Annotated in this window: 11 protein-coding genes and 2 pseudogenes; 8 read left to right on the top strand and 5 right to left on the bottom strand. The window is 38.9% G+C overall.

The features are described 5' to 3' along the window. Nucleotides 1–11 precede the first annotated feature (11 nt). Nucleotides 12–1,118 carry an NAD(P)-dependent alcohol dehydrogenase gene (locus LREU_RS08270; RefSeq protein ID WP_003668948.1) on the bottom strand — a complete coding sequence of 369 codons (1,107 nt, stop codon included), beginning with the start codon at nucleotides 1,116–1,118 and terminating at the stop codon, nucleotides 12–14. Nucleotides 1,119–1,246: 128 nt separating this feature from the next. Between LREU_RS08270 and LREU_RS08265 the strand changes: the two genes are divergently transcribed. Then, nucleotides 1,247–2,140 (top strand): LysR family transcriptional regulator, encoded by an 894-nt coding sequence (locus tag LREU_RS08265; RefSeq protein WP_003668946.1) that lies wholly within the window; start codon nucleotides 1,247–1,249, stop codon nucleotides 2,138–2,140. Here the strand turns inward: LREU_RS08265 and manA are convergent. After that, nucleotides 2,137–3,109, bottom strand: a pseudogene (gene manA / locus LREU_RS10575) (mannose-6-phosphate isomerase, class I). The gene LREU_RS08265 and the pseudogene manA sit on opposite strands and share 4 nt — an antisense overlap. 134 nt (nucleotides 3,110–3,243) lie before the next feature. Then, on the bottom strand, nucleotides 3,244–3,774 hold the full coding sequence (locus tag LREU_RS08250) for a GNAT family N-acetyltransferase (RefSeq protein WP_003668940.1): 531 nt from the start codon (nucleotides 3,772–3,774) through the stop codon (nucleotides 3,244–3,246). Nucleotides 3,775–3,889: 115 nt separating this feature from the next. Here LREU_RS08250 and LREU_RS08245 point away from each other — a divergent pair, with 115 nt between their 5' ends. Together LREU_RS08245 and LREU_RS08240 are read left to right on the top strand one after the other, a co-directional pair. Next, nucleotides 3,890–4,903 carry a hypothetical protein gene (locus tag LREU_RS08245; RefSeq protein ID WP_003668938.1) on the top strand — a complete coding sequence of 338 codons (1,014 nt, stop codon included), beginning with the start codon at nucleotides 3,890–3,892 and terminating at the stop codon, nucleotides 4,901–4,903. 163 nt (nucleotides 4,904–5,066) lie between these two features. Continuing rightward, nucleotides 5,067–5,279, top strand: a complete 213-nt coding sequence (locus tag LREU_RS08240; protein WP_003668936.1) for a hypothetical protein — start codon at nucleotides 5,067–5,069, stop codon at nucleotides 5,277–5,279. A 26-nt stretch (nucleotides 5,280–5,305) separates the two neighbouring features. Here LREU_RS08240 and LREU_RS10735 read toward each other — a convergent pair. Both LREU_RS10735 and LREU_RS08225 read right to left on the bottom strand, forming a co-directional pair. Then, nucleotides 5,306–6,349, bottom strand: a pseudogene (locus LREU_RS10735) (transposase); the annotation flags it as partial. A gap of 178 nt (nucleotides 6,350–6,527) precedes the next feature. Next, nucleotides 6,528–7,238, bottom strand: a complete 711-nt coding sequence (locus tag LREU_RS08225; protein ID WP_003668930.1) for a winged helix-turn-helix transcriptional regulator — start codon at nucleotides 7,236–7,238, stop codon at nucleotides 6,528–6,530. Between the two features lie 125 nt (nucleotides 7,239–7,363). On the opposite strand from LREU_RS08225, the gene LREU_RS08220 reads away from it, so the two are divergent. The 5 genes from LREU_RS08220 to phoU are packed head-to-tail and all read left to right on the top strand — an operon-like array spanning nucleotide 7,364 to nucleotide 11,502. Further along, nucleotides 7,364–8,236 (top strand): phosphate ABC transporter substrate-binding protein, encoded by an 873-nt coding sequence (locus tag LREU_RS08220; protein WP_011953547.1) that lies wholly within the window; start codon nucleotides 7,364–7,366, stop codon nucleotides 8,234–8,236. A gap of 4 nt (nucleotides 8,237–8,240) precedes the next feature. Continuing rightward, nucleotides 8,241–9,140, top strand: coding sequence for a phosphate ABC transporter permease subunit PstC (gene pstC, locus LREU_RS08215; RefSeq protein WP_003668926.1), 900 nt, complete (start codon nucleotides 8,241–8,243; stop codon nucleotides 9,138–9,140). Next, nucleotides 9,140–10,021, top strand: a complete 882-nt coding sequence (pstA, locus tag LREU_RS08210) for a phosphate ABC transporter permease PstA (RefSeq protein ID WP_003668923.1) — start codon at nucleotides 9,140–9,142, stop codon at nucleotides 10,019–10,021. The genes pstC and pstA overlap by 1 nt, the downstream gene beginning before the upstream one ends. 10 nt (nucleotides 10,022–10,031) lie before the next feature. Beyond that, complete coding sequence (gene pstB / locus LREU_RS08205) at nucleotides 10,032–10,787, top strand: phosphate ABC transporter ATP-binding protein PstB (RefSeq protein ID WP_011953546.1); 756 nt, start codon at nucleotides 10,032–10,034, stop codon at nucleotides 10,785–10,787. A gap of 10 nt (nucleotides 10,788–10,797) precedes the next feature. Continuing rightward, complete coding sequence (phoU, locus tag LREU_RS08200) at nucleotides 10,798–11,502, top strand: phosphate signaling complex protein PhoU (RefSeq protein ID WP_011953545.1); 705 nt, start codon at nucleotides 10,798–10,800, stop codon at nucleotides 11,500–11,502. Nucleotides 11,503–12,236: the final 734 nt, after the last annotated feature.

Below are 12,236 nucleotides of genomic sequence, written 5' to 3'. Positions count from 1 at the left end.
ACTCCACCTAATTATTTAGCTAATTCAGGATCAATTTTGATGATTGGCTTAATAACCTTTCCGTTTGTTGAGTCAGCGATAACTTGGTTAATATCAGCAAAATCGTAGTACTTAACAAGCTTATCAAGGGGGAACTTGCTTTGCTTGTAGTACTTAACTAGTTGAGGAATAAACTCTTGGGGATTGCTATCTCCTTCGACAACCCCAGAGATTTTCTTAGATTCTGATAAGATATCATTCATTAAGTCTAAGGTAATATCGCCGCCAACTCCTAAGAGGACACATTCTCCAGCGGTGGCAAGACTATCAATTGCTGATTTAATTACACCGGTGTTTCCGGTAGTATCGATTGCATAAGTTACACCACGCGGAACGATTTCTTTAATTGCTTTGACGGGATCTTCAGCCGTATTATTAATCGTTTCAGTAGCGCCCAATTCCTTCGCCAGGTCAAGGTGGTTACCGTTACGATTAATCGCAATAATATGTTTAACTCCAGCAATTTTAGCAGCCATAATTGCGGCTAAGCCAACAGCACCAGCACCGAAAACGGCAATTGCATCTTCAGGAGCAGGTTTAATATAATTTAGAACGGTTCCAGCACCTGTTTGCATTCCACAACCGAGTGGCCCTAATAAGTTAAGATCAACATCTTGATCAACTTTAACAATATTATGGACATTGGCTGTTACATAGGTCGCAAAGGAAGACTGACCAAAAAAGACACTGACTGGCGTGCCATCATCTAAGTGCAGGCGGTGAGTACCATCATAGGTTTTTCCTTCAAAGTTTAGCTGATTGAAGTTTTCGCATAAGCCTTGATGATTATGAGTACAGTTATAGCAATGGCCACAGTAGCTAAATGATAGAACAACATGGTCGCCGGGTTTAACGTCCGTAACGTTAGCTCCTACTTTTTGGACGACGCCCGCACCTTCATGCCCGAGGACAACGGGGAGAGGGGTAGTGGCACCGCTTCGACCAACAATATCTGTATGACAAAAACCTGTTGAAGCAATTTTTATTAATACTTCATTTTCTTTTGGTTCATCCAATTCGACGGTTTGAATCTCTAAATCAGCGTTAGGTTTGGTTGCAAGAGCAGCTTTAATTTGCATATTTGGCTCTTCCTTTCAATATAAATACTCTGGATATTAAACAAAATTATTGTAGCATTAGAAAGAAAAAGTGTAGACTGTTAATGGAAGTCTACACCCGAATTAAAATGTTCGCCTAGGAGATAAAAATGAACGAAGAATTATTACGATTATTTTTGGATGTTGTTCAATTAGGCAGTTTCCAAAAAGTAGCGGAAAAGAATTACGTCTCACAACGGGCTGTTTCGCGACAAATTCAACGGTTAGAGCAAAATCTTCATACTCAATTGTTCGAACGCAAGAAAAATAAAATCGTTTTGACGCCAGCTGGTGAATTCTTTAGGAAACGCAGTGAGGCAATTATTAATATGCTAGATGCAACCGAACATGAGCTCCACCGTTTTTCTTACCGGGGCGCAACTAACTTGTCAATTGGCTACTTTTCGCCTTTTGATGGCCTTTTTATCCATAAACTGCTTGCTAAGTTATCGCCCACTGTAAATGCTTTTGTAAGCGAAGAGAGTGTGGAACATTTGGTCTCAGATGTATTAATGGATAACCTTGATTGTGCCATTGTGATGGATGATTATGGATTTAACAATAATTATGCACAAATGGGATTACAAACGGTTACCATCCACCGTGACCGAATGATTATCGGAATAAGCGAGCGTTTAAGTCATAATAATGAAGTTGAGCTTGCCACTATTCAGAAAATGCCAGTAACCTACTATAGTAATGAAGATTCATCATATTTAAAACAAGCCTTTACCAGTAGTCTCCAAGGAATTGTACGACCTGCTGAGGTATTACGAGTGCCGACTTATGAGCAGATGCAGATGTTAGTCGGATCAGGCCAAGCCGTAGCGTTTTATCCTGAAAAGCTGATCAAGGTTCTCCAAAACCCACTTGAAAATATCTGCTATTTACCGTTGGCCGGGAAAAGCAATCAGTCGTTTGAGTTTAAATTAATTTTTAAAGCGGAAAAACCGCATGATATTGTAAAACAAGTGGCTAAAATACTGCAGATAGCAAATGATTAATCTGTTGGTTCAGAAGCAATGGCTAAAAGCTCACCGTCCATCGTCCAGCTTTTAACGGTTGCAGGAATGATAAAATGATCGCCTTTGTGAAGTGAATATTGTTGATCATCAACGGTTAAAATTCCATTACCATCAATAATGGAAACCAGAGTATAGGGACCATGATCGTGGGTCAAGCTGGTTTAATCATTGATCTCCCACTTGTAGACGGTAAAGAATGGTGAGTCAGGTTGAGAAATTAAAGTAGTAATTATTGAACTATCATCATGGACGATACGGGGATTAATTTGTGGCTCAGTAAATGGCACTGTTATCACGTCTTTTGCTTGTTTTAAATGAAGCTGGCGTAGCTGACCTGTTTTTTATCTCGACGGTCATAGTCGTAGATCCGATAAGTGGTATCAGAACTTTGCTGGGTTTCTAAGACGATAATTCCTTTGTTTAAGGCATGGATGGTTCCGCTTGGCACATAGACAAAGTCCCCCGTTTTTACTGGCTTTTTACTAAAAAGTTTTGACCATTGATGATTATTGATCATCTTAATAAGCTCATCGCGCGTTTTTGCGGTATGTCCGTATGTTAAATAAGCTCCAGGTTCTGCATGAATGACATACCAACACTCTGTTTTACCTAGTTCGTGCTCATGTTCTTCGGCGTAAGCATCGTCGGGATGAACTTGAATTGATAGACTAGCATTAGCATCAAGAATCTTTGTTAATAATGGAAAAACAGAAGAGCGTGGATTACCAAACAGCTCTGGATGTTGCTGATAAACTTTTGGCAATAGTTGGCCTTTGTATTGACCATTGGTGATGATATTTGGCCCATGAGGATGTCCAGAAATTGCCCAGCACTCCCCAATTGTCCCTTCTGGAATTTGGTAACTGAAATCAGTTGCAAGGTGTCGACCACCCCCCAAAAAAAATTTTTCTCATGAAAGACTGGCTTTAAAAATAATGGTTCTACCAATGTTATCACTTCTTTATGTATCCGCTTGCATAAATTGTAACGCTTTTGTAAACCTTATTTTCTTGACAATAAAAAAGGCTGTTGAAAAAGCAAAAAAGCTTTTTCTCAGCCTCAAACTAGTAAAATCGAAACATTTATTGAATCAACCAACCAAGCGGCCATGAGAACCACTCGAAGGCCTTATCAATCTTTCGTTGGTTGATTTTTTTATTGGTTGCTAAAACTTGGAATGTGACTTTTTCCTCTTTGAAAAGTTTTGGAGTTGGGAAAAAGCCATTGCGCCGATAAAATTTAAGTCGTCGTAACCGCTGCTGGTTATTTGCAGCTTGGGGATTAGGTTGCTCAACATCCAGGGCAAGTGAATCTTCAGGGTAAAGGCGACGAAGCTCATTAATAATCCGTGTCCCATATCCTTGAGAACGGATTTGATCATTAACTGCGAGATACAAAATATAATGCATACCGTGACTGTGAATAACGTAAGCAAATCCAACAAACTGTTCCTGGTCATAGAAGACCATGAAGTCAGCGCGTTGATACTTACTCTTGATGAGCAACCACGTCCACGGTTCTCGCTCATATTTCGGAAATGCGCGCATATATAATTGTTTAACTTGTTTATATTCTTTTAAACTCAACCTCACGGGCTGTATGTCTAAATCCAAATAATATCACTCCTTGTAATTAAATATTTTACCAGAAAAGGATTAAATAGACAATTTGAAACCGAACGTTTGTTTTGATATAGTAATACAGTAATTTAAGAAAAGGGATGAGAGGATGGATAAAATTATTGCGTTGACTCGTCAACAGCGAGAAGCTATTTTACAACATTTAACGGCCAATCAGGTGCAGGCGTTGAGTGAGTTTACACGTTATGCGATGCTATCGCGTTTTCATACTCATCACTATCTTAAACAGACTGATTGGGAGTTTCAGGGAATGGTAATTGATCCTTGGTATCAGCGACAGCATGACCACCCTGGCGACAACCTTTACTGTGATTGTGGTCGGCGTTTAAAGAATCAATTTATCTTACGTTCTCGTACAAGTGGACGCCAACTATTTCTAGGTATCTCTCATTTTCAGCAGCATGCCAGTATTCCTCAAAAGGTTGCAAGAGAGATTCAGGCCGGAATTAACGAAATTAATCTGTATATGGATAGCATTCTTTTGGCTTATCAAGCTGGTCGGCGTTTTCCACAAGAGATATTCCAGTTTATTGTTGATCAGCAGGGATTTAAGAACCACGAAGGAACGATCTTTTACCAGCGATGTAACTTGTTTAGTCGAGTTGACCTTCCACTCCACCAACGCGATTATCAAGATTTGCAAACCTTATACCATCAATTAAAACAAGGAGTTGCCCACCGCCTTACCAAAAAAGAGATTAAGCAATTACGAGACGATATTGCAACGGATTGGCGACAAGTCGACCAGCAGATTACGATGTTTAATTATCTTCTTCGTCAACACGGCCTCACAGTTCAAGATCTTCACCGGATTAAGAGCAATTCAATTAACTATGCTTTACAGCGCCGGAAAACTCGTTTCATGATTCATGATTATAAGCAGTTTAAGGATGTGACTTTGACGAAGGCGCGGAGCCAGTTAGCGATTAAATTACGGCAATTATCATTCTATCTGCAAATATTCCAGCCAAATGAGTTAGCAAAAGTACAGTGTGAACAAGCGCAACAAATATTGATCGCTCATAAGATGAGTAGTCCTAAATCACATTTCTTTGGAATAAAAGAGGCACAAATTTTACTAAAAAGTAAATATACAATATAATGGTTTTGATAGCGATTTCAACGAGTAAATGAGCTTTAATAAGAAATCTGTCTTTTAAATTAATAATTCGATAAATAAATATGGGTTATCTTTTGAGATTGCTTTTTCCTAATGTTATAATTTGTGATGAATATTACAATATTTTGTACGCGGGAGTGGGTTAATGATGAATCAAGAAACTAATCATGGAATTACTTATTCTTTAAGCTTTTTGCGTAATGCTGATTACTCTAAAGTTCTTTTTTGGCTAGGAATAAAACCGCTGGACTTTGATGATTTACACGAATTATTGACTAATATTTCTGATAATCAATTGATAACGATAATTGAGGAATTGCAAGCCAAATACTTAATCAGTCCGATCTGTTCCTTTTGATAGGTTGTGTATGGGATAACCGGCTACTTTTCAAACTGATCAAGAATCATTGTGTAATTGTACTCACTACCATAGCCTGCATCGGCGACGATATGTTCAAAGAAATCTAAAGCATGAAACTGGGTAAGGAATGGCACTAAGGTCCTGGTGTCAGTTGGATTTGAAAACAGCCCGTAATCAAGGACAAATTGCTTATGGGTAGCGATTTGCAGGTTATAGCCGGGCTTCAACTCCCGATTCATCATTGGATCTTCCTTCATACACATGAAGGTCGCATCGTGGTCAGCTTTTGGAATAGCTATTACGACCTTGGAAGATATTTTCGGCACGTTCATACTTTTTGGCACGCGGAATTAGGTCGTTGCTTAATTGGTGACGAAGCTTTTTAGAAAACGACGGCGCCGTTTTCTCACTGAACCACCTTTGATGATTTTTGGTTCTTGCTTAATCTCTCCATCTAGCTAAGTGATTTTCTCCGCCAGTTCTTGTTCCATTACGTCCATGCCTTCGGCGGAAGTAACCAGCTCCGGTGCCATTTCTTGCACCACTTGCTTTTCTACTAGTTCCTCATAAAGCTTACTTGTCTTTTCTCTTAACTTAGCGTGATACTTTTCAACTGCCCGTCGCCAAGTAAATGAATATTTATTGGCATCGGCTTCTACCTTGGTCCCATCGATAAAAACCGCATGGTTTTGAATTAGTCCGTGATCTTTCAAAACCATGGTAAAGTAGACAAAGGCATGTTTAATTAGCTTACTGGCGTGCTGACTGCGGCGAAAGTTATTGATGGTATGGTAGCTATAAGTATAATCATAAGCTAACCAACGCATTGGTAGGTTCTCATCCAACATCATTTCAATCTTTCTTCCAGAATAAGTTTGGCGTGCGTAGGCAAACAAGAGAATCTTAAGCATAATTGCTGGATGCGATGAAGGGCGGCCGGTAGCCGCTACTGAATCTTCTAATAGCACATCTTGTGGAATCGAGTCGACAAAATCACTAATTAGTCGCGCAACATGATTCTGTGGTAAATCATAGTTATAGTTTAGTACGAATTTGGTTTGCCCTATGGTATAATTTTGATACGTGGAACTCGCTCCCTTTGGTTGTTTTTAGGGGTAATTACATCATATCAGGAACGATTTCCTGTGTACATAAAAACCGGATGATGAATTGTTCAAAAAATTTATCATCCGGTTTTATTTTGGACTAGGAGTTTTTTTCCAGCCGCGCTCATTTTTTATTATTTTAAACAAATTTATAGCCAAATCCCCGTACTGTAAGAAGGTGAGTAGGGTGTTGGGAGTCATCTTCAAGTTTATCGCGGAGGTGGCTGATATGAATGTCAACGATCCGTGAAGTATCAAGAATATCATATCCCCAAACTCCATTAACGAGTTGATCCCGATTTAATACCTGTCCTTTATGGTCAACTAAGTAGGAAAGTAGTTGAAATTCCTTGGGTGTTAAAGCGATTGTTTTATCATTTTTAGTAACAGTATAGGTTTCTTGATTAATTTCCCATGATCCAGTAGTTATAACTGGGTCATTTTTTGTCATATTATCATCAGCTAATGAATGCATCTGTGGATAGTGGTAAGTCCACAAGCGATGCTGAATTAAGGAGCGGAAAACACTGAGGAGGAGAGGGAATGCAATTACATCATCAACATGTGCCCGGTATAATTTTCGTTGAATGTGTTCCGTAAAGCGAGGAGTAAAAACGGTAATCGGTCCTTGGACTTGCGACCGAATAAGGGTCATGGTAGCAATCGTAGTGTCTAAGCTTACCTCCGTCATATCCCACCAAATTCCGCTAATTTGATTTTTTTCTAAGGCTACTACTAAGCCAGTTGGAGTAGTTACGAGCTCATAGGTCCAGTGTTCTTTTTTACAAATAGCTTGTAACTGTTGGACGAGATCGTCTTGCTGGCTCATTAGCAAAAATTTCTTGGTCATAATACTTTCTCCAAAATTTACATAACCTTTACATTACAAAGATTAAAAATTTACATCGACTTGCTATTCTCTATTTGTACCATACGAAATATATGAAAACAACTAATAAACAGGTAGGAATAGTAATGAAAAAAACGATTATCGGGGTTGTTATCGTCGCAATAGTTTGTTGGCTAGGCGGGTCATGGGTACTCGCTAAGCAACAACCATCACAAGAAAAAATTACTATTGTCGGCTCAACAGCTCTTCAACCATTAGCTGAAGCAGTTGCAAATAATTACCGAACTAAGCATCCCCAAACCAGCATTATTGTACAGGGTGGTGGTTCAGGAACCGGTCTTAGTCAGGTACAAGCAGGAGCAGTAAATATCGGATCTGCTGATATCTTTGCTGACCAGCAAGATGGGATTAATGCCAATAAATTAGATGACAATATTGTTGCTGTTTCGGGAATAGTACCAATTGTTAATGAAGAGCTTGGCATTAAGAATTTAACAATGAAACAGCTTCAACAAATTTTTACTGGTCAAATTACGAATTGGCAAGAAGTTGGCGGACCTGATTTGCCAATTACAGTTATTAATCGTGCTCATGGGAGTGGAACACGGGTTGCGTTTGAACAGACGGTATTGAAACCGGGGATGCAGGCGGTAAATGCTCAAGAACAAGATTCAAACGGGACAGTCAAAGAAATTATTAGAAATACACCAGGGGCAATCAGCTATATTGCATTTGCTTATCTTAATGACCAAGTTCAGTCAGTTAGCCTTGATGGAGTAGCGCCAACTGCTGATAACATTACGACTAATAAGTGGCCATTATGGTCATATGAGCACATGTATACGCAAAAACAGCCATCCCAATCAACTGCAAATTTCATTAAGTATATGCAAAGCGAGAAAGTTCAAAAGACGCTTGTAACAGAAGCTCACTATATTAGCATTCATGATATGAAAGTTGAAAAAACACCAACTGGGAAAGTAACTGAAAGGAAATAGTACGATGGAAGACTTACGACAACGTTTGACACAGCCCTCGGTTGAAAGTAAGCAGGAAGCCTCAGGGAAAGTAATTAGTTATCTTGCAATTACTTTAATTGGGGGACTAGTGGCAACGATCTTAATCTTTTTAACTTGGAAAGGAATTGCCCTCTTTACTGGCAATCACTATTCATTGTGGGATTTTCTAAGTGGGATTAAATGGCGGCCAAGTGATCATGTATTCGGGGCCTTACCGATGATCGCCACTTCTTTTAGCGTTACTCTTTTGTCAGGAGTAATTGCTTTGCCGCTTGCCTTAGTAGTAGCTATTGCAATCACAGAGATTTTGCCATCAACCGCATATAAGTTTCTTCAACCGACCATTGAATTATTAGTCGGAATTCCATCCGTCGTATATGGCTATGTCGGTTTAACAGTAATCGTTCCCTTCTTACGTCGCATTTTCGGCGGCACTGGCTTTGGGATTCTCGCTGCTACTTGTGTATTGTTTTTGATGATTTTACCAACAATGACCTCGATGACAATTGATAGTTTTAGGGCGGTTCCTAAACAATATCGCAATGCGTCTGCAGGGCTGGGGGCAACTCGCTGGCAGACGATTTCGCGGGTGATTATTCCGAGTGCTAAAAGCGGGATTTTAACTGCAATGGTATTCGGGATGGCTCGGGCATTTGGTGAGGCCTTAGCAGTCCAAATGGTAATTGGAAACACGACGGTAATGCCAACGGGATTGATGCATTCAGCGGCAACCTTGACTAGTGTTTTGACTACCGGAATTGGAAACACAGTCATGGGGACGATCTCAAACAATGCACTCTGGTCCTTAGCTTTAATTCTGTTGGTAATGTCCTTGGCCTTCAATCTTTTAATGCGGCTCGTTAGCCGGAAAGGGGTAAAATAATGCGTCCAGAAAAAGTAGATCGGTTGGCAACCGTGATTATTTTAACTTTAACCGGTTTAGTAGGGTTAGTTTTATTTGCCTTGTTAGCGTACCTATTACTATCAGGAATTCCCCATATTTCTTGGCATTTCTTAACGTCAAGCGCTGAATCATTTAGAAGTGGTGGGGGGATTCGTGATCAATTATTTAATTCTCTTTACCTGGTTGTTTTAACATTAATCGTTTCGATTCCTTTAGCATTGTGTGCTGCCATTTACTTAAGTGAGTATGCACCAGATAATCGGTGGACAAACTTATTACGCTTGGCGATTGAAGTTTTAAGTTCATTGCCATCAGTAGTAGTGGGATTATTTGGTTACTTAGTCTTTGTTTTGCAATGGGGGTTAGACTTCTCCTTACTTGCGGGGGCACTAGCATTAACAATTTTGAACTTGCCGATTTTAACGCGGGCATGTGAAGACGCCCTTTGCCAAGTTCCTTATCTTCAACGCCAGGCCGGATTGGGATTAGGAATGTCAAAGTGGCGCGTAACAACTAAAATTGTTTTACCGGCTGCTTTACCGGGAATTATTACTGGAGCGATCCTAAGTGCTGGCCGTATCTTTGGGGAAGCTGCTGCCTTAATCTACACGGCCGGGCAGAGTTCACCGGCAATTAGCTATACCGATTGGAACCCATTTAGTCCTACCAGTTTCTTAAATCCATTACGACCAGCCGAAACTTTAGCTGTCCATATCTGGAAAGTTAACAGTGAGGGATTGGTTCCAGATGCCCGTGCTGTTTCAAATGGTTCAGCAGCGGTTTTGATTCTAACAATTTTAATCTTTAACCTATTAGCTAGATATATTGGTTATTTAATTAAGCGACGACTTGCAAAGTGAGGATAAAAGAATGGAAAATTCAGTTGCTCTTGAAGTGAAAAATTTACAAGTATTATATGGTGACAAACACGTTGTTCATGATGTTTCAATGAAATTTCCGGCCAATAAGATTACGGCAATGATTGGGGCTTCTGGTTCAGGAAAGTCAACATTGTTACGAAGTCTTAACCGGATGAACGATGACTTAGCAACGGTCAAAGGTGAAATTAATTTTCATGACTTGAATATTAACCAGCCTAAAGTTAATGTTTACCGGATTCGTCAACAAATTGGCATGGTCTTTCAACAACCGACACCGTTCCCCTTATCAATCTATGAGAATGTTATTTATGGATTACGGCTTGCCGGAGTAAAGGACCGGCAAATCCTTGATCAACGAGTAGAGGAGAGTTTGCGTCAGGCCGCTTTGTGGAAAGAAGTCAAAGATCACTTAAAAGAAAGTGCGCTCGCCTTATCAGGAGGGCAGCAACAACGACTTTGTATCGCGCGGACGCTGGCAGTTCAGCCAGAAATTATCTTAATGGATGAACCGACAAGTGCCCTCGACCCGGTTTCGACTTCGCAAATTGAAGATACTCTTGTACAATTAAAAGAGAAATTTACAATTATTATGGTTACCCATAATATGCAGCAAGCATCACGTTCAGCAGACTGGACAGCTTTTATGCACCAAGGAAAATTAATTGAATTTAACCAGACGGCAGATACTTTTATGAATCCTCAACAACAACAAACGGCGGATTACCTTAGTGGAAAATTTGGTTAGGAGTGAAAACATGGGAGCAATTTTTGACGATGAATTAAAACGGCTGCGGAGCCACTTCATGGAAATGGGAATTGACGCTAGTGAGCAGATCTATCAAGCAACAAAGGCATTTACGGATCATGATGCGGACTTAGCAGATAAGGTTTTAACAACTGATACAAAGATTAACGATGAAGAAATTCATTTGGAAAAACAGGCGTTGAAGCTAATGGCATTGCAAAACCCGGTTGCAACCGACTTTCGGAAAATTATCAGTATCTTAAAAGCTAGTACTGATATCGAAAGATTAGGAGACTATTCCACCCATATTGCCCGTGCTGCGATTACCTTGAGTAAATTTGAACATCATGAAGACATCGAACAGCCAATTGAACAGATGATGATGATTGTTCGCAAGATGCTTGAACAAATCCTTGATGCTTATGTCTATACTGATGAGCAGGTTGCCTATGAGGTTGCTAACGAGGACTTGAAAGTTGATTTACTTTATGTAAAATTACAAAAAGAAATCATGAAAGCACTGGTTAAAGGTGGCGAAGATGTAAAAGCCTATGAAAGTTATTTAGCTGTTCTTCGGAATTTAGAACGTGCTGGCGATCATATTGTTAATTTAGCCGAATGGATTATTTATAGTGGATCGGGAAAACTGGTCGAATTAAATCCAGGAAAGGCTGATCCAACGTTAGTCCGGCGAAAATTAACTGGAAATCAGTAATTAAATTAAAAAGCAATCTCAAGGTCAAAGGATGACGCTGAGGTTGCTTTTTGATTAGAAAGCTTAAATATAGAGATTGCTTTGTAACTGCGTATTAATGAATATTCTATTTTTGGATCAAACAACAGCGCTTCTAAGAATAATGAGAAACGCTAAAAGAGAATTACTAGGTTAAAAGTATTAGTGATATGAATCCAAGCAATTTAATCAATTTGATAAAGGAAGAAAAGTAGCTATAAAGTAAATTAAATAACTCAAATGATACCCCTAAGCTTAGCTAACAAAGTAAAAAAACTCTGCTCCTTTCTATAAAAATTGATAAATAAAATCCAATGAAATAGTAGTTTATAAATAGCTATAAAATCATCGCTGCTGACCGTATGGGGTGTGATCAGGAATAATAAATTCATTTCTTTTAAACAAATTTATCAAAATTTATTTATCACCTTTATCTTAGCCTTTTTTTAACACCAATAACATAAAAATATTTATTTTTATAAATTGTAATATAATGAACTAGATATAATGAAAATTATTAAATAAAAGCAATGATATTATCTATAAAATACCGAGGAGAATTTTAATCAGAGATAGACAAGGTAATTTATTATTTCTAAATTTAATTAGAAATAATGTGATATTGTGATGATAATCACTGCTGGAAAATAAGATAAATAGTAGATAAATAAGAAATTGTTGCGAAAAATATTTAATCATCCTAAATCTTAGTTAAC

The organism is Limosilactobacillus reuteri subsp. reuteri, from assembly GCF_000016825.1.
Lineage (GTDB): Bacteria > Bacillota > Bacilli > Lactobacillales > Lactobacillaceae > Limosilactobacillus > Limosilactobacillus reuteri.
This window is presented reverse-complemented; position numbering and strand designations above follow the sequence as displayed.

Coding starts and splice junctions, on each gene's coding strand:
- pstA (WP_003668923.1), top strand. CDS start 9,140: ATGCGTCCAGAAAAAGTAGATCGGTTGGCAACCGTGATTATTTTAACT.
- LREU_RS08220 (WP_011953547.1), top strand. CDS start 7,364: ATGAAAAAAACGATTATCGGGGTTGTTATCGTCGCAATAGTTTGTTGG.
- LREU_RS08240 (WP_003668936.1), top strand. CDS start 5,067: ATGATGAATCAAGAAACTAATCATGGAATTACTTATTCTTTAAGCTTT.
- LREU_RS08245 (WP_003668938.1), top strand. CDS start 3,890: ATGGATAAAATTATTGCGTTGACTCGTCAACAGCGAGAAGCTATTTTA.
- phoU (WP_011953545.1), top strand. CDS start 10,798: ATGGGAGCAATTTTTGACGATGAATTAAAACGGCTGCGGAGCCACTTC.
- LREU_RS08265 (WP_003668946.1), top strand. CDS start 1,247: ATGAACGAAGAATTATTACGATTATTTTTGGATGTTGTTCAATTAGGC.
- pstB (WP_011953546.1), top strand. CDS start 10,032: ATGGAAAATTCAGTTGCTCTTGAAGTGAAAAATTTACAAGTATTATAT.
- LREU_RS08225 (WP_003668930.1), bottom strand. CDS start 7,238: ATGACCAAGAAATTTTTGCTAATGAGCCAGCAAGACGATCTCGTCCAA.
- pstC (WP_003668926.1), top strand. CDS start 8,241: ATGGAAGACTTACGACAACGTTTGACACAGCCCTCGGTTGAAAGTAAG.
- LREU_RS08270 (WP_003668948.1), bottom strand. CDS start 1,118: ATGCAAATTAAAGCTGCTCTTGCAACCAAACCTAACGCTGATTTAGAG.